Annotated in this window: 11 protein-coding genes; 9 read left to right on the forward strand and 2 right to left on the reverse strand. The window is 69.9% G+C overall.

The window, feature by feature from the left end; translation table 11 throughout:
- Positions 1–2: 2 nt before the first annotated feature.
- From OHB41_RS33615 to OHB41_RS33635, 5 genes are all read left to right on the forward strand, one after another.
- Entirely contained in the window at positions 3–2,546 is a 2,544-nt protein-coding gene (locus tag OHB41_RS33615; RefSeq protein ID WP_266702181.1) for an ATP-binding protein, read from the forward strand.
- Positions 2,543–3,226: a response regulator gene (locus OHB41_RS33620; RefSeq protein WP_266702183.1), complete on the forward strand. Its 684-nt coding sequence runs from the start codon at positions 2,543–2,545 to the stop codon at positions 3,224–3,226. Before OHB41_RS33615 ends, OHB41_RS33620 begins: the two co-directional genes overlap by 4 nt.
- Positions 3,227–3,289: 63 nt before the next feature.
- Positions 3,290–3,688 carry an OB-fold nucleic acid binding domain-containing protein gene (locus tag OHB41_RS33625; RefSeq protein ID WP_148010914.1) on the forward strand — a complete coding sequence of 133 codons (399 nt, stop codon included), beginning with the start codon at positions 3,290–3,292 and terminating at the stop codon, positions 3,686–3,688.
- Between the two features lie 3 nt (positions 3,689–3,691).
- A complete protein-coding gene (locus tag OHB41_RS33630) occupies positions 3,692–4,447 on the forward strand; it encodes a DUF3159 domain-containing protein (protein ID WP_266702186.1) in 756 nt (251 codons plus the stop codon).
- Positions 4,448–4,599: 152 nt separating this feature from the next.
- Positions 4,600–5,190, forward strand: a complete 591-nt coding sequence (locus OHB41_RS33635) for a GNAT family N-acetyltransferase (RefSeq protein ID WP_266702188.1) — start codon at positions 4,600–4,602, stop codon at positions 5,188–5,190.
- Between the two features lie 65 nt (positions 5,191–5,255).
- Here OHB41_RS33635 and OHB41_RS33640 read toward each other — a convergent pair whose 3' ends face one another.
- Positions 5,256–5,933, reverse strand: coding sequence for a potassium channel family protein (locus tag OHB41_RS33640; protein WP_148010917.1), 678 nt, complete (start codon positions 5,931–5,933; stop codon positions 5,256–5,258).
- Positions 5,933–6,604, reverse strand: coding sequence for a potassium channel family protein (locus OHB41_RS33645; protein ID WP_266702190.1), 672 nt, complete (start codon positions 6,602–6,604; stop codon positions 5,933–5,935). Before OHB41_RS33645 ends, OHB41_RS33640 begins: the two co-directional genes overlap by 1 nt.
- A 1,051-nt stretch (positions 6,605–7,655) precedes the next feature.
- On the opposite strand from OHB41_RS33645, the gene OHB41_RS33650 reads away from it, so the two are divergent.
- The 4 genes from OHB41_RS33650 to OHB41_RS33665 all read left to right on the forward strand — a co-directional run bounded on the left by OHB41_RS33650 (position 7,656) and on the right by OHB41_RS33665 (position 17,292).
- On the forward strand, positions 7,656–9,704 hold the full coding sequence (locus OHB41_RS33650) for an APC family permease (RefSeq protein WP_266702191.1): 2,049 nt from the start codon (positions 7,656–7,658) through the stop codon (positions 9,702–9,704).
- Positions 9,705–9,842: 138 nt separating this feature from the next.
- Positions 9,843–11,171 (forward strand): class I SAM-dependent RNA methyltransferase, encoded by a 1,329-nt coding sequence (locus OHB41_RS33655; protein ID WP_266702193.1) that lies wholly within the window; start codon positions 9,843–9,845, stop codon positions 11,169–11,171.
- A 473-nt stretch (positions 11,172–11,644) separates the two neighbouring features.
- Positions 11,645–16,150: a sacsin N-terminal ATP-binding-like domain-containing protein gene (locus OHB41_RS33660; RefSeq protein ID WP_266702195.1), complete on the forward strand. Its 4,506-nt coding sequence runs from the start codon at positions 11,645–11,647 to the stop codon at positions 16,148–16,150.
- Between the two features lie 351 nt (positions 16,151–16,501).
- A protein-coding gene (locus OHB41_RS33665) for an IS5 family transposase (RefSeq protein WP_526025073.1) occupies positions 16,502–17,292 on the forward strand; the annotation gives its coding sequence in 2 pieces (ribosomal slippage) (positions 16,502–16,826 and positions 16,826–17,292; 792 coding nt in all).
- The last annotated feature ends 5 nt before the right edge of the window (positions 17,293–17,297 follow it).

Here is a 17,297-nt window from a genome sequence, read left to right on the forward strand (position 1 = left end):
CCATGGGACGCGGCAAGCTTCGGATCTACCTCGGCGCGGCACCGGGGGTCGGCAAGACGTACGCGATGCTGTCCGAGGCGCACCGGCGCATGGAGCGCGGCACCGACTGCGTCGTCGCCTTCGTGGAGCACCACAACCGGCCGCGCACCGAGGTGATGCTGCACGGTCTGGAGCAGATCCCGCGCAAGGACCTCGACTACCGCGGCTCCTCCTTCACCGAGATGGACGTGGACGCCGTCCTGCGCCGCGCCCCGGCCGTCGCCCTGGTGGACGAACTCGCGCACACCAATGTCCCCGGCTCCCGCAACGCCAAGCGCTGGCAGGACGTGGCGGAACTGCTCGCGGCCGGCATCGACGTCGTCTCGACCGTCAACATCCAGCACCTGGAGTCGCTCGGCGACGTCGTCGAGTCGATAACCGGTGTACGGCAGCGGGAGACCGTCCCCGACGAGGTCGTCCGCCGCGCGGACCAGATCGAACTGGTCGACATGTCGCCCCCGGCGCTGCGCCGCCGCATGGCGCACGGCAACATCTACAAGTCCGACAAGGTCGACGCGGCCCTGTCCAACTACTTCCGCCCCGGCAATCTCACCGCGCTGCGTGAGCTGGCCCTGCTCTGGGTGGCCGACCGGGTCGACGAGTACCTGACCGAGTACCGCAGCGAGCACCGGGTCTCCAAGATCTGGGGCTCGCGCGAACGGATCGTGGTGGGCCTGACCGGCGGCCCCGAGGGACGCACCCTGATCCGCCGTGCCGCGCGGCTGGCCGAGAAGGGCGCGGGCGGCGAGGTCATGGCCGTCTACATAGCGCGCAGCGACGGTCTCACGAACGCCTCACCCAAGGAACTGGCCGTCCAGCGCACCCTGGTCGAGGACCTCGGCGGCACCTTCCACCACGTCATCGGCGACGACATCCCCGTCTCGCTCCTGGACTTCGCACGCGGGGTCAACGCAACCCAGATCGTGCTCGGCTCCTCCCGCCGCAAGACCTGGCAGTACGTCTTCGGGCCCGGAGTCGGTGCCACCGTCGCCCGGGAGTCCGGCCCCGACCTGGACGTCCACATCGTCACCCACGACGAGGTCGCCAAGGGACGCGGACTGCCCGCGGCCCGCGGCGCGCGGCTCGGCCGCTCCCGGATCATCTGGGGCTGGCTGATCGGCCTGGGCGGCCCGGTGGTCCTCGCGCTGCTGCTCAACACCATCGACCTCGGCCTCGCCAACGACATGCTGCTGTTCCTCACGGTGACAGTGGCGGCCGCCCTGCTCGGCGGCCTGTTCCCGGCCCTCGCCTCGGCGGCCTTCGGCTCCCTGCTGCTGAACTACTTCTACACACCGCCGCTGCACCGCCTCACGATCGCGGACCCCAAGAACATCGTCGCCATCGCGATCTTCGTCGGCGTCGCGGTCTCCGTGGCCTCCGTGGTGGACCTGGCCGCCCGCCGCACCCACCAGGCGGCCAGGCTGCGCGCCGAGTCGGAGATCCTGTCCTTCCTCGCGGGCAGCGTCCTGCGCGGCGAGACCAGCCTCGAAGCCCTCCTGGAACGGGTCCGGGAGACCTTCGGGATGGAGGCGGTCGCGCTGCTGGAGCGGGCGGGCGACGTCGACCCGTGGACCTGCGCGGGCAGCGTGGGCCCCCGGTCGCCGCTGCGGCCCGAGGACGCGGACGTGGACATGCCGGTCGGCGACCACATGGCGCTCGCGCTCTCCGGACGCGTGCTGCCCGCCTCCGACCGCCGGGTGCTCGCCGCCTTCGCCGCCCAGGCGGCCGTCGTGCTGGACCGCCAGCGGCTCCAGCACGAGGCCGACCAGGCCAAGGAGCTGGCCGAGGGCAACCGCATCCGCACCGCGCTGCTGGCCGCCGTCAGCCACGACCTGCGCACCCCGCTGGCCGCGATCAAGGCCGCCGTGTCCTCGCTGCGGTCCGACGACGTGGCCTGGTCGGAGGAGGACCAGGCGGAGCTCCTGGAGGCGATCGAGGAGGGCGCCGACCGCCTCGACCACCTGGTGGGCAACCTGCTCGACATGTCCCGCCTCCAGACCGGCACGGTCACCCCGCTGATCCGGGAGATCGACCTGGACGAGGTGGTGCCGATGGCGCTGGGCGGCGTGCCCGAGGGCAGCGTCGACCTGGAGATCCCGGAGGTCCTGCCGATGGTCGCCGTCGACGCGGGGCTCCTGGAGCGGGCGGTCGCCAACCTCGTCGAGAACGCCGTCAAGTACAGCCCCGTCGACGACCGGGTCCTCGTCTCGGCGAGCGCCATCGCCGACCGCGTGGAGGTACGCGTGGTGGACCGCGGGCCCGGTGTCCCGGACGAGGCCAAGGAGCGCATCTTCGCGCCCTTCCAGCGCTACGGCGACGCCCCGCGCGGCGCCGGGGTGGGCCTCGGACTCGCCGTCGCCCGTGGCTTCGCCGAGTCGATGGGCGGCACACTGAACGCCGAGGACACCCCCGGCGGCGGACTCACCATGGTGCTCACGATCCGGGCGGTGGACCGCCGTCCCGGGCCGCTCACCTCATCCGCAGTCGCAGAAAGGCAGGTCTCATGACCCGGGTCCTCGTGGTCGACGACGAGCCGCAGATCACCCGAGCCCTCGTCATCAACCTGAGAGCACGCAAGTACGAGGTCGACGCGGCCCCCGACGGCGCCACCGCCCTCCAGCTCGCCGCCGCGCGTCATCCCGACGTCGTCGTGCTCGACCTCGGGCTGCCCGACATGGACGGCGTCGAGGTCATCAGGGGACTGCGCGGCTGGACCCGGGTGCCGATCCTGGTGCTCTCCGCCCGGCACTCCTCCGACGAGAAGGTCGAGGCGCTCGACGCGGGTGCCGACGACTACGTCACCAAGCCCTTCGGCATGGACGAACTGCTGGCCCGGCTGCGCGCCGCCGTCCGCCGCGCCGAGCCCAATGGGTCCGGCGAGGACGACGTCGTCGTCGACACCGAGGACTTCACGGTGGATCTGGCGGCCAAGAAGGTCAACCGCGCCGGACGCGACGTCCGGCTGACCCCCACGGAGTGGCACCTCCTGGAGGTCCTGGTCCGCAACACCGGCCGCCTGGTCAGCCAGAAACAGCTGCTCCAGGAGGTGTGGGGGCCGTCGTACGGCACGGAGACGAACTATCTGCGGGTCTACATGGCCCAGCTGCGCCGCAAGCTGGAGGCGGATCCCTCGCATCCGCGGCACTTCATCACGGAGCCGGGGATGGGCTACCGGTTCGAGAAATGAGCGGTGCTCGAGAGAGGGGCCTCGCGGGTACGACGGTGTCATCGGCCCCGGTACGCTTTCGGTATGAGTGCTGTTCCCCGTTCCGAAAAACCGGCGGGCCGGTTCCGGCGCATGATAGACCGGCTCTCCTCGTCCCAGGAGGACCTGGAGTCCGAGGAGCTGCGCGAGGAAGCCGAGACGACGGGGTGCACCCGTATCGGTGACTGCCACGACCGGCAGATCGTCACGGTTACTGGTACGTTGCGCACGGTCACTCTGCGGCCACGGGCCGGAGTCCCGGCGCTGGAGGCCGAGCTGTTCGACGGCTCGGCGGCGCTGGACGTGGTCTGGCTCGGCAGACGCTCCATCGTGGGAATCGAGCCGGGGCGCAAGATGATCGCTTCGGGCCGCATCTCGATGAGCCGGGGCCGTAGGGTGCTGTTCAACCCGAAGTACGAACTCAGACCGCTCGGACGGGAGTAGCCGGTGACGTCGCTCGACAAGCCGACCGAAGACGCCCAGCAGGACGCGAGGGCGGTGACGGAGGCCGCGCTCTTCGAGGCGTTCGGCGGTGTGCGGGGCATGGTCGAGACCGTGGTGCCCGGCCTGCTCTTCGTCACCATCTTCACGATCAACAAGGACCTGCACTGGTCGGCGATCGCCGCCCTCGGAGTGTCCCTGCTGCTCGTCGTCGTCCGCCTCGTGATGCGCGACACGGTGAAGCACGCCTTCAGCGGCGTCTTCGGCGTCGCCTTCGGCGTGGTCTTCGCGATGATGACGGGCAACGCGAAGGACTTCTACCTGCCGGGCATGCTCTACACGCTCGGCCTGGCCGTCGCCTACATCGTCACGACCCTCGCGGGTGTGCCCCTGATCGGCCTGATCCTCGGCCCGGTCTTCAAGGAGAACCTCTCCTGGCGTACCCGCAACCCGGGCCGCAAGAAGGCGTACGCGAAGGCCAGCTGGGCCTGGGGCCTGATCCTGCTCGCCAAGTGCGCGGTCCTCTTCCCGCTCTACTGGTGGGCCAACACCGCACAACTGGGCTGGGTCCTGGTCGCGTTGAAGATCCCGCCGTTCCTGCTGGCCGTCTGGCTCACCTGGGTGTTCCTGGCGAAGGCCCCGGCTCCCATCGACGTGTTCGCGGAGATGGAGGCGGAGGAGCAGGCCGAGAAGGAGCGCAAGGCCGCCCTCGCGCAGGAGGACACCGAGGCCGCGGCCGGCCGTCACCGCCGCGACGCCTAGTCACCCGTACGAGTCGGGGCGTCCGGAGAATCTCCGGGCGCCCCGACTCGTGTCCGGGCGCCCTCGTCCTGTACCCGTGCGCCCCGCCCCCGTGTCCCACCATCGGGGAATCCGGTGGCCGTGCGGCGGGGCGGGCGTCAGAATCGCCGTTCATGGAGCCTGTCTCGCTCACCACGGAGCGTCTGTTGATCCGCCCGCACGACGCGCGTGACGAGGACGCGCTCCTCGCCGCCTGTCAGGACCCCGAGATCGCGCGGTGGACGGACTTCCCCACGCCCTACGAGCGCCGGCACGCCGCCTTCTATCTGCGGGCGCTGGTGCCGCGGGGCTGGCGCGACGACTCGATGTACCACTTCGCGGTGGAGCGGCGGGACGACGGCGACGGCACCCTCGTGGCGTCCGTCAACGTGCACCGGCAGGCCGACGTCTGGGGCGTCGGGTACTGGACGGTGGCGGAGCACCGGGGCCGGGGCTATGCGACGGAGGCCGTCGGCGTCCTGGCGCGGTGGGCGTTCACCGAGCTGGGTGTGCAGCGGCTGGAGTGGCGGGCGGAGGCGGGCAACCGGGGCTCGTGGGCGGTCGCCCGTAAGGCCGGCTTCGTACGGGAGGGCGTGCTGCGGGCGGCGCAGACCGGCCGGGACGGCCTGCGGGACACCTGGATCGGGGCGCTGCTGCCCGGCGATCTGGGTCTGCCGTTCGCGTTGCCGTACAGCCCGGCGGCCGACGATCTCCAGAGGTCCTGACGAAAGCGGGTGAAGCCTCCGCGGGACTCCCCGCGGAGGCTTCACCGCTGCTTCAGGGTGCCGGGCTAGTTCGGCGCGTCCTCGCGGCGGACCGAGAGCAGGTCCTCCAACTGCTCCTCGCGGGCCTGGGCGGCCACGAAGAGGAGCTCGTCGCCCGCCTCCAGGGAGTCCTCCTGGGAGGGGGTGAGCACCCGGGTGCCGCGGATGATCGTGACCAGGGAGGTGTCCTGGGGCCACTCCACGTCACCCACCTGCGTGCCGGCCAGGGCCGACTCCGGCGGGAGGGTGAGCTCGACCAGGTTCGCGTCACCGTGGCTGAAGCGCAGCAGACGGACCAGGTCGCCGACGCTCACCGCCTCCTCCACCAGGGCCGACATCAGGCGCGGGGTGGAGACGGCGACGTCGACGCCCCAGGCCTCGTTGAACAGCCATTCGTTCTTCGGGTTGTTGACCCGGGCGACGACGCGCGGCACGCCGTACTCGGTCTTGGCGAGCAGCGAGACGACCAGGTTGACCTTGTCGTCACCGGTGGCCGCGATGACCACGTTGCAGCGCTGCAGTGCCGCCTCGTCCAGGGACGTGATCTCGCAGGCGTCGGCGAGCAGCCACTCCGCCTGCGGGACGCGCTCGACCGAGATGGCCGTCGGCGCCTTGTCGATCAGCAGGATCTCGTGGCCGTTCTCCAGGAGCTCGCCCGCGATCGAGCGGCCCACGGCGCCGGCACCGGCAATGGCGACCCTCATCAGTGACCGCTCTCCTCTTCGGGGCCCTCGGCGAACGAGGCCTCGACCTTTTCGACGTCGTCCGTGCGCATCATCACGTGCACGAGGTCGCCCTCCTGCAGCACCGTCTGCGAGGTGGGCAGAATCGCCTCGCCCAGCCTGGTCAGGAAGGCCACACGCACGCCGGTCTCGTCCTGGAGGCGGCTGATCTTGTGGCCGACCCAGGCGGCGGAGGCGTGCACCTCGGCGAGCTGCACCCCACCGGTGGGATCGCGCCACAGCGGTTCGGCGCCGGACGGCAGCAGGCGGCGCAGCATCTGGTCGGCCGTCCATCGGACGGTGGCGACGGTCGGGATGCCCAGGCGCTGGTAGACCTCGGCGCGGCGCGGGTCGTAGATGCGGGCCGCGACGTTCTCGATGCCGAACATCTCCCGGGCGACCCGGGCGGCGATGATGTTCGAGTTGTCCCCGCTGGACACGGCGGCGAAGGCGCCGGCCTCCTCGATGCCCGCCTCGCGCAGGGTGTCCTGGTCGAAGCCGACTCCGGTGACACGACGGCCGCCGAAACCGGAGCCGAGTCGTCGGAAGGCTGTGGGGTCCTGGTCGATCACCGCGACCGTGTGCCCCCGTTGCTCCAGGGTCTGGGCGAGAGCGGAACCCACTCTGCCGCAGCCCATGATGACGATGTGCACCTAGCCCAACCCCGCAGTCCTGGTCATCCCGCTGACCTGCGAAAACACCCTGCTCACTCTTCTCTCTCAGTCTGCCGGGCCCTCACGAGGCAACGGCATGCGGCGTTGCCGGAAACGAGCTTAAGGCGCAACAGCGGTCTTGCCCTCATCGGTGCGGGGATCTCCTGCGCCGATCCCGCGCAGGGTCCCGCCGGTGTACGCGGCGGGATCCTCCCGACGCCCTACGCGCCGGGGTGCGACGGGCGGGGCGGCAGCCCCGGGGGCACCACCCAGGCCATGGGGGAGCGCGTCGGCGCGGCCTCCGCGGAGGCCTCGGAGGCCGCGCCGGCCACCGAGGTCACGGAGGCCGCCGAGGTCACGGAGGCCGGGGATGCCGCCGCGGCGGCGGGGGCCGTGGGGCCCGCTGGACCTGCTGGGCCTGCTGGACCTGCTGGACCTGCTGGGGCAGTTGGGCCTGCTGGGGCAGCTGGGACGGCCGGGCCGGCCGGGCCGGCAAGGGCGCCCATGGGCCGGTCGCCGGTCGTCTCGGCCGGGGCGTTGTCGGGAGCGTCCATACCCCGGACAACGACCTGGACCGGCCAAGGGAACGGAGCCCCTGCCGCGCGGCAAGGTCGCGCGGGAAGCACGCGTGGGACGGAGAGGAAAAGGGGAACGGGGGACGCAGGAAGGAAGAGAGGCAGGATGCCCGGGCAGAGTCGGGTCATCCTTTGGGAAAGTTCAGGAAAAGAGACAAGGACCACAAGGTGAACGGAATCCGTCTCTCCGGTCGCCCGCTCAGCGTCGGCTGATGCTGCGCACGCTGACCAGGGTCAGGATTCCGAGGCCGACGAGTCCCGCGGCTGCGCCGATGAGCTGTGCGGTCGCGTGCATGGAACCTCCATAAATGGACAAAAAGGGAACTTCGTCATATATGCATGCGGCTCTCGGATGTGCGGAATCCGCAACGGGACCTGTCCCCGTTTTCACTCGGAGAGCAGATGGGGAGGGGAAGGTGAGGTGATGCGGCTCGGTGGGTGGGCGACCCCCCGTTCGAACGCTTACGATCCTCTGCGTGTCCAAACTGACCGACGTGCCCAAACGGATCCTGATCGGGCGCGCACTGCGCAGTGATCGGCTCGGAGAGACGCTCCTGCCGAAGCGCATCGCACTCCCCGTCTTCGCTTCCGACCCGCTCTCCTCCGTGGCCTACGCCCCCGGAGAAGTGCTCCTGGTCCTTTCCATCGCGGGCGTGTCGGCCTACCACTTCAGCCCCTGGATCGCGGTCGCGGTCGTCGTGCTGATGTTCACGGTCGTGGCGTCGTACCGCCAGAACGTGCACGCGTACCCCAGCGGCGGCGGCGACTACGAGGTGGCCAACACCAACCTCGGCCCCAGGGCCGGCCTCACCGTCGCCAGCGCGCTGCTCGTCGACTACGTGCTCACCGTCGCCGTGTCGATCGCGTCCGGCATCGAGAACCTCGGCTCCGCCATCCCCTTCGTCGTCGAGCACAAGGTGCTCTGCGCCGTCGTCGTCATCGTGCTGCTCACGCTGATGAACCTGCGCGGGGTCAAGGAGTCCGGAAAGCTCTTCGCGATTCCGACGTACGTCTTCGTGGCGGGCGTCTTCATCATGATCGCGTGGGGCGCCTTCCGCGGGCTCGTCCTCAACGACACCATGCGGGCGCCGACCTCCGACTACCACATCAAGGCCGAGCACCAGGGCCTCGCGGGCTTCGCGCTCATCTTCCTGCTGCTGCGCGCCTTCTCCTCCGGCTGTGCCGCGCTGACCGGCGTCGAGGCCATCTCCAACGGCGTCCCCGCCTTCCGCAAGCCCAAGTCGAAGAACGCCGCGTCCACGCTGGCCGCGATGGGCCTGCTCGCCGTCACCATGTTCTGCGGGATCATCGCGCTGGCCATGACGACCAAGGTCCGGATGGCCGAGAACCCGGCCACCGACCTGATCCACAACGGCGTCCCGATCGGCTCCGGATACGTCCAGAACCCGGTGATCTCCCAGGTGGCCGAGGCCGTCTTCGGCAAGGGCAGCTTCCTGTTCATCGTGCTCGCGGCGGCCACCGCGCTGGTCCTGTTCCTCGCGGCGAACACCGCGTACAACGGATTCCCGCTGCTCGGCTCGATCCTCGCCCAGGACCGCTACCTCCCGCGCCAGCTGCACACCCGCGGCGACCGTCTCGCCTTCTCCAACGGCATCGTGCTGCTCGCGGGCGCGGCGACCCTGCTGGTGGTCATCTACGGCGCCGACTCGACGCGGCTCATCCAGCTCTACATCGTCGGCGTCTTCGTCTCCTTCACGCTCAGCCAGACCGGCATGGTCCGGCACTGGAACCGCCATCTGCGCACCGAGAGTGACCCGGCCAAGCGCAGCCACATGATCCGCTCCCGGGCCATCAACACCTTCGGCGCCTTCTTCACCGGCCTGGTGCTCGTCGTCGTCCTGGTCACCAAGTTCACGCACGGCGCCTGGGTCGCCCTGCTCGGCATGATGATCTTCTACGCGACGATGAGCGCGATCCGTAAGCACTACGACCGGGTCGCCGAGGAGATCGCCGCCCCCGAGGGCCCCTCCGACGACAGTGTGCGCCCCTCCCGCGTCCACTCCGTCGTCCTGATCTCCAAGATCCACCGCCCGACCCTGCGCGCCCTCGCCTACGCCAAGCTGATGCGCTCCGACACCCTCGAAGCACTCAGCGTCAACGTCGACCCGGCCGAGACCAAGGCGCTGCGCGACGAGTGGGAGCGGCGCGGCATCACCGTGCCGCTGAAGGTCCTCGATTCGCCGTACCGCGAGATCACCCGGCCGGTCATCGAGTACGTGAAGGGTCTGCGCAGGGAATCACCGCGCGACGCCGTCTCCGTCATCATCCCCGAGTACGTGGTCGGCCACTGGTACGAGCACCTGCTGCACAACCAGAGCGCGCTGCGCCTCAAGGGCCGGCTCCTCTTCACGCCCGGCGTGATGGTGACCTCCGTGCCGTACCAGCTGGAGTCCTCCGAGGCCGCGAAGCAGCGGGCCCGCAGGCGCCAGGACTGGAACGCCCCGGGTGCGGTGCGCCGGGGTCCGGCGGAGCGGCCGAAGGAGTCCAGCACCCCCAAGGGCTGACGCACTCGTGTCGAACGGCCGGGCACGGTCCACGTAGACTGGTGGGCTGTTGTCCGGCCGTTCCCGTCCGCGGGGGCTGCCGAGACCCCCGATCCTGTCCCCCGTATCACCCCCTTTCGCACCTGGAGTCACCCCGCCATGCAGGCAGAACCGAAGAAGTCGCTGGTGGGGGACGAGTACGAGGTGGAGATCGGTCCCGTCGCGCACGGCGGGCACTGCATCGCCCGTACGACCGAGGGCCAGGTCCTCTTCGTCCGGCACGCCCTGCCCGGTGAGAGGGTCGTCGCGCGTGTGACGGAGGGCGAGGAGGGCGCACGCTTCCTGCGTGCCGACGCCGTCGAGATCCTGGACCCCTCGAAGGACCGCGTCGAGGCCCCCTGCCCGTACGCCGGCCCCGGCCGCTGCGGAGGCTGCGACTGGCAGCACGCCAAGCCGGGCGCGCAGCGTCGCCTCAAGGGCGAGGTCATCGCCGAGCAGCTGCAGCGCCTCGCGGGGCTCACCCCCGAGGAGGCGGGCTGGGACGGCACGGTGATGCCGGCCGAGGGCGACAAGCTGCCCGCCGGCGAGGTTCCGGCCTGGCGCACCCGTGTCCAGTACGCCGTCGACGCCGACGGCAACGCCGGACTGCGCCGCCACCGCTCCCACGAGATCGAGCCGGTCGAACACTGCATGATCGCGGCGCCGGGCGTCAGCGAGCTGGGCATCGAGGACCGCGACTGGGCCGGCATGGAGTCCGTCGACGCGATCGCCGCGACCGGATCCCAGGACCGCATGGTGATCCTGGAGCCCCGGCCGGGCGCCCGCCTGCCCCTCGTCGAACTCGACCGGCCCGTCTCCGTCATGCGCGTCGAGGAGAAGGACGGCGGCATCCACCGCGTCCACGGCCGCGCGTTCGTGCGCGAGCGTGCCGACGGACGCACCTACCGCGTCGGCAGCGGCGGCTTCTGGCAGGTCCACCCGATGGCCGCCGACACCCTCGTCAAGGCCGTCATGCAGGGCCTGCTGCCGCGCAAGGGCGACATGGCCCTCGACCTGTACTGCGGCGTCGGCCTCTTCGCCGGAGCCCTCGCCGACCGACTCGGCGACAAGGGTGCGGTCCTCGGCATCGAGTCCGGCAAGCGCGCGGTCGAGGACGCCCGCCACAACCTCGCCGCCTTCGAGCGCGTCCGCATCGAACAGGGCAAGGTCGAGGCGGTCCTGCCGCGCACCGGCATCACGGAGGTCGACCTCATCGTCCTCGACCCGCCCCGCGCCGGCGCCGGCAAGAAGACGGTCGAACTCCTGTCATCGATGGGCGCCCGAAAGATCGCCTACGTGGCCTGCGACCCGGCGGCGCTGGCTCGTGACCTGGCGTACTTCCGTGACGGTGGGTACAAGGTGCGGACGCTGCGGGCGTTCGATCTTTTCCCGATGACGTCGCACGTGGAGTGCGTGGCGATTTTGGAGCCTACTGCAAAGGGGCTCTGACCTGCGGCATTCTTGTGTTTTCCAGATGTGGTCGGTGGTGCTCGACCTGTTTCCCGAAGTTCACTGCGTGGAGCCTGTTGTAGGTAGCCGCCACGTGGCTCACCTGCGGTTTCGCAGCGGGAGCGTGAGTCCAGAACGCTCTGCTCAACTCCGTCAGAGACGGGTTCGGGAATGTCTTGACGCTCGTTCGACGCTGTTTCTGACGGAGTGTGAGGTGGTCGTCCTGGGACCAGATGGCGCGGGTCAATCGACTTTTCGGGCTCAACCCGTCGAGTAGCGCGTTAGGTCTGTTCTTTGGGCTTGGGCTATACGGCGACAGGTCTCGGATAGACGTGTGCTCATTGCGCTGGCCTCGTTACCCTGTGTCGCAGGGAGCGCCGAGGTACGTGGGGGCGGAGATGAGCACGGGGGATGCGGTGCGTCGAACGGCTGCGGTGGAGCGGGGAATTGCGTCCGCCGATGCGCTCTTCTCCATGGAGGGCATCCCAGAAGGAGCCGTCGTACCGGAGCCGGAGGGTGAGGCGGCGACTGAGGCGGCGGTCGAGCGACTCGGCAGCCGGTTCGCGCGACTGGACGGTCAAGTACGGCACGCGCTGAGACGTACCCGAGATCACGCGGGAAATCTGTCGAGCGACCGTCTCCAGGGACTCTCGGAGATCGTGCAGAACGCCGAGGACCTCGGCGCCACGGACGTACGCATTCTGATGTGGGGACGGGAACTCCTCGTCGCCCACAACGGCAGTCCCGTACGGTTGCCGGACGTTCTGGCCCTGGCGATGCCCTGGCTGACGAGCAAGGCAGAGCAGGCGGAATCCACCGGTAGGTTCGGGATCGGCCTGATGACCCTCCAGTCCCTCTCCCCGCATCTGGAGGTTCACTGCGGGCATTACCGGTTCCGGGTCGGCGATCCTGACATCACCGTGGCCAGGCCGTTCCCGTTGCCTGACTGGTTCGCGGGCGACACCTGGACGGTTCTACGGGTTCCTCTGGAGCCGGGCGTGCTCGGCGCGGACGAGGTGGACGCGTGGCTTGCCGAGTGGGGGGACAGCGCGCTGCTCTTCCTCGGCAGTGTCGGCAGCGTCACGCACCTGGACGAGCAAGGTCGTGTCCGGCACCGGCTGGCGCTCGACCGTGAGACCGGCGAGCCGTTCGAGGCCGTGGTGGGCGGGCAGAGCGCCGACGTGGAGACCGGCGAGGCACGCGCCGGCGACGGGTCCCGGTGGCTGATCTGCCGTACGACCGTTCCCAGCCCCTCCGGGATCACCCGGTCTCACAAGGCGGTGGGGTCCACCACCGCAATCGCTGTGGCTCTTCCTCTCGGACCCGATGACGCCGGGCGGATCTACGCCGGTCTTCCGGTCGCGGACACCGCTCTGTCCCTCTGTATCAACGCCCAGTTCGATCCGATTGCCAGCCGTCAGGCGCTCGACGACACCCCGTGGAACCGCGCATTGAATGAACTGGTGGGCGACCTGTGGAAGGCCGCCGCCCTGTGGCAGTTCCGGCGGGATCCGGCACGGGCCTGGCGCGCCGTGCCGCTCCCCGACGACATGCGCGACTCCCGCGACCCGGTCGCCGCGTTGGAGCGACTACTCCTCGACCGTGCCAGGGCGGGCGTGTCCCACGGTCTCGTCCTGGACGTCCCGGGCTACGGGCCGCTCGGCCTGGATGATCTCGCGGTGGAGGACGAGATGCTGGTGGGCGTGGTCACCGAAGAAGAGATCTCCCGCGTCGCCGAGCGGACCGCCGTGCTGCCCAAGGTGGCGCGGGACGAGGACGGTCGATGGCGCGAGGTGCTGGCGGACTGGGAGAACCACGACAGTGCGGTTCCCGTGACGGTGGACCTTTACGACGCGCTACGCCTCCTCGACAACGAAACCCGGTCGCCGCAGGCGAACATCCGCCTCGCCGCGGTGGGACTTGCCTCGAATATCTACTCCTCCTTGCTGTCGAGCCGCTGGCTCGTGGACAGCTCAGGGGGCCGTCACCGTGTGCCCCGGCCCGCGGAACCAGCGGTGTTCACCGACGCCCCGCGGGGCCTCGGCGCCAGTCTCGGATTCTCCCGGGAAATCCATCCGGCATTCCTCGCCGACACCGACGAGGCGCGGTCGGTGAGGACATGGCTCCGTAAGCGGGAGGCGCTGCTGACCGACGCGGACGCGGTGGCCGTGATCCGGCGCCTCGCGGCCATCGGCGCGGCGGGGAGCAGCGGGCCGAACGTACTGCGGCTGACAGATGACCAGCTCATTGAACTGCGCGACGGGTTCGCACGCGTGCCGGACCACGAGCGTGAGACCTTGGGGCGCGACGTGGGCCACGCGATCCGGCTGCAGGGGCATCGCTACGACCGGGCCGGAAAGCGTGAAGACATCGACGTCGCTCCCGCCCGGGCGTACCTACCCGCCCGACTGGACAGTTCGGAACGCGAGGAGAGCTTCGCCTTCGCCGCCGGTCGCACGGCCGGGCTGGTGTGGCTGCGGCCCCGGTACGCCGAGGTCCTGCAGCGCGGCGGCGCCGGGATGGGCGCCCGTAAGTTCCTGAGGCTCCTGGGCGCGGAGACCGCGCCCAGGTTGCGCAGGCACCCGGGGGCGCGGGAACGCTTCACGCAGAGCCCGAATGGGCTGCCGGCGGAAGTCATTTCGGGGCCTCGAGCACGCACTGATGCCCTGCGCGTTCTGGAAGCGACCTTCACGCTCGACGACTACGAAAGCCCCGACCTACGTGCCGTCGCCTCTGGCATAGCGGCGGAGCAGGACCCGCAGCTCCGCAGGCGCAGGGCGGCAGCGCTGTTTCACGTCCTCGGGCGGGCATGGAGCCGCTTCTCCGACCACGACGAGGTGGATGCCGTCTACGACTACTACGCATGGCAGAACCGGGGCAGGACCGCAGCTTTCTGGCTCTGGCAGTTGCGCGACACACCGTGGCTGGACGCCGGTAACGGCGCACTATCTGCCCCGGCTCGACTCCGCATGCGGACCACCGGCACGGTCGCGGTGTACGGGGCGGACGACGAGCGATTCCTCCATCCCGAGATCCAGCAACTGGTGGGCAGACGCAGTGATGTGCTGCGCGCCCTGGGCATTTCTGCAGAGGCCCGCACGGAGGACCTCGTGGAATGTCTGCAGCGCCTGCGCCGACGGGAGGAAGAGGGCGGCTACAGGGATGTGCCCGCGGCGCTGATCCTCTACCAAGCCCTGGCAGAGCGCGCCTTCGGCCGTGGCGAAAGAGCCTCGGGGGAGATGTCCCTGGGCTCGGTCCTTCGGGCATTCGGCGAGGGGAGCGGCCTCGTCCTCACGGACTCCGGCTGGCGCCGGCCGAGCCAGTGCCTGCGCGGAGCGCCGCTCTTCGGTCCGCTCCGTGCGTTCGCTCCCACGTTTCCAGGCAGCGAGGAGTTCTGGCAGCGGCTCGCAGTGCGCCTGCCGACTGTGGACGACGCCACGGCCGTGATCAAGGAGCTGGCACAGCAGGACCGGAAGCAGGGTCGGGACGAGCCGGACGGGACGACCCAGTCCATCGTCCTGGAGACCCTGAAGATGCTCGCCGCTCTGGGCCGTACTCATCCCGGCGCGTTGACGGCCAAGCGCCTGGGACGCCTCCCACTTTGGACGAGCCAGGGCTGGCGAAGCAAGCGGCCCGTGTACGCCGTCGAAGACCCGGTGGTAGCCGAGGCGCTGGGCCGGGAACGTGCGGTGTGGTGCCCAGGAGCCGAATTGGAGCAGTTCCGACCGTTGATCGGAGCCCTGCGCGTGAGTGAGCTCGCCGCAGAGCATGTCACCGTGTACAGCCCTGGCCCGGCCCCGGCGGACCCGGACGCCACAGCGCTGGTCCGGTCAGCCGTCACCCACCTCCGCGAGGACCTGCAGCGCAACGCCGCGAGCGTTGCGCAGTCCCTGGACTGCTCGTGGGACCAGCTGGCTGACCTGACTGTATGCATCGCCCCTCACCTGGCCTGCTGCCTCGATCTTCCGGACACGGGCGAGACGGTGCACGTGCCCGTGGACGCTGGGATCGACTGGCCCTCGGGCACGTTGTACGTACGTGACACTGCCGCTCTGACACGCACATCCGGGGTGGGCCGGTCGATCGCCGCCCGGTTTCCGGGCAGCCGCCGCGAGGTGGCCCTCGCCTGGGGAGCAGCGTGTGACCAGGCCGAGAAGGGCCGTACGGCCGTACGGCTGAGCCTTGCCGACGACCAGGTGCGGCGCGACCGGGAAGCGGCGGAGGCCGAGCGTGAACGACGGCTCAGAGAACTCGGTAGCGAGGTGGACCAACGCCGCACCGCGACCGAAGCGCAGGCCAGCACAGCGGCTGGTACCCCACGGACGGTAGTGATCCTCCCGCCTGTCCCCAGCGCACCACCGCCCGTAACTGGGCCGTCAGTCCCGCCGGTGCCCCCCGCTCCACCGCGGAGGCTCGTGGACCCTGGCAGACTCCGGCTCGTCGACCCAAGCGGCATCATCACGCCATTGAAGCCCTCGGCCTCGGGCGCGCCCGCCGCACGGTCAAGCGGGTATAGCCCGGGTACGTCCGGCCTGCCGCAGCCCCGCGCCGGATCGGCGATCCCCCAGCAGCACACGCCACCGCGCCCCTACACGGGCACGGAGCAGGAAAAGGTGGCGCTGGACGTCGTGCGCAAGGCACTCGCCACCGACGACGACTGGCTGCGCGACCTGCGGGCCCAACGCGGCCTCGGCGCCGACGCGGTGGACGCACTATCGCGATTCTACGAACTCAAGGCATATAAGGACGCCGAGCCGGACACGGTGCTGCTGACGCCCGCGGAGTTCCAGCGAGCAGCGGAGAACGACGATTTCTTCCTCGTCATCGTCTCGGGGCTGGAGGCCGGAACCGGTCCCGTCTCCGTACGCATCATCCCGCAGCCGCTCCAGCAACTGACTTGCCGTCCGAGCAGTAGCGTGACGGTCACGGGAATCAGAGGGGCGCACAGCCGGGTGTACCAACTTGAGGAGGATAGATAGGCCATCCAGCCGTGGCGTTCCGAGACGTGGCGTCCGAGGCGATCACATCCGCCATGAGCCGTGTGTGTAGTCCGGCGACGGCTCGCGGTCTGGCATATCGGCGCCCAGCCCTTGAATCGGAGGTGGTGCTGTTGAGCAGGCTTTGGCGGGCGATGGTTGCGAGCCTCGCGGACAGCCTGTCCCAGCCGCCCCCGCCCTTCGGACTACTCAGCTCTCTGACGCCGTGGACATTCAGTTTCCGTACTCTCGTAGCACGTCTCTAAGAGGTCCTAACAGAAGTTGTTGATCATGTGACCTTCGGCTTGGACAGTCGTTGGTCCAAGCGTGGGGAAACGTCAGTCGCGGCCGTGGATCGTGTCGGATGAACTGTGGTCGCTCATCGAGCCGTTGCTGCCCGAGCCGGGACCCAAGCTGGTCGAGGGTAGACCAAGGGTGCCGGACCGGCAGGCCTTGTGCGGGATCCTGTTCGTGCTGCACACCGGCATCCAATGGGAGTACCTGCCCCAGGAGTTGGGCTTCGGCTCGGGCATGACCTGCTGGCGGCGCCTGGCCGCGTGGAACGAAGCCGGCGTGTGGGATCAACTGCACCTGGTGCTGCTGAAACAGCTGCGGGCAGCAAAGCAGCTGGACTGGTCGCGGGCGGTGATCGACTCCTCGCACGTGCGGGCGGCCCGGCGGGGCCCAAAAGCGGACCCAGCCCGGTCGATCGCGCGCGGCCGGGCAGCAAACACCACGTCGTCACCGACGCCCAGGGCATCCCGCTCGCGGTGTCGCTGACCGGCGGGAACCGCAACGACGTCACCCAGCTCCTGCCCCTGATCGACAAGATTCCGGCCGTCGCGGGAGTCGTCGGCCGACCCAGACGCAGACCCGATGCCCTGCTCGCCGACCGCGCCTACGACCACGACAAGTACCGGCGCCTGCTGTGGCAGCGCGGTATCCGCCCAGTCATCGCCGAACGAGGCGTCGAGCACGGCTCCGGCCTGGGAACTTTCCGGTGGGTGGTGGAGCGCACCATCGCCTGGCTCCACGGCTTCCGCCGCTTACGCGTCCGCTGGGAACGACGCGACGACATCCATGAAGCCTTCCTCGGCCTCGCCACCTGCCTCATCACCCACAGGCACGTCCAACGCCTTTGTTAGGACCT

The sequence above is a fragment of the Streptomyces sp. NBC_01571 genome, from assembly GCF_026339875.1.
Lineage (GTDB): Bacteria > Actinomycetota > Actinomycetes > Streptomycetales > Streptomycetaceae > Streptomyces.

What these genes read in the sequence shown, in the direction of transcription:
- OHB41_RS33615 (WP_266702181.1), top strand. Translation starts at nt 3, where the DNA reads ATGGGACGCGGCAAGCTTCGGATCTACCTCGGCGCGGCACCGGGGGTC.
- OHB41_RS33620 (WP_266702183.1), top strand. Translation starts at nt 2,543, where the DNA reads ATGACCCGGGTCCTCGTGGTCGACGACGAGCCGCAGATCACCCGAGCC.
- OHB41_RS33625 (WP_148010914.1), top strand. Translation starts at nt 3,290, where the DNA reads ATGAGTGCTGTTCCCCGTTCCGAAAAACCGGCGGGCCGGTTCCGGCGC.
- OHB41_RS33635 (WP_266702188.1), top strand. Translation starts at nt 4,600, where the DNA reads ATGGAGCCTGTCTCGCTCACCACGGAGCGTCTGTTGATCCGCCCGCAC.
- OHB41_RS33640 (WP_148010917.1), bottom strand. Translation starts at nt 5,933, where the DNA reads ATGAGGGTCGCCATTGCCGGTGCCGGCGCCGTGGGCCGCTCGATCGCG.
- OHB41_RS33655 (WP_266702193.1), top strand. Translation starts at nt 9,843, where the DNA reads ATGCAGGCAGAACCGAAGAAGTCGCTGGTGGGGGACGAGTACGAGGTG.
- OHB41_RS33660 (WP_266702195.1), top strand. Translation starts at nt 11,645, where the DNA reads ATGGAGGGCATCCCAGAAGGAGCCGTCGTACCGGAGCCGGAGGGTGAG.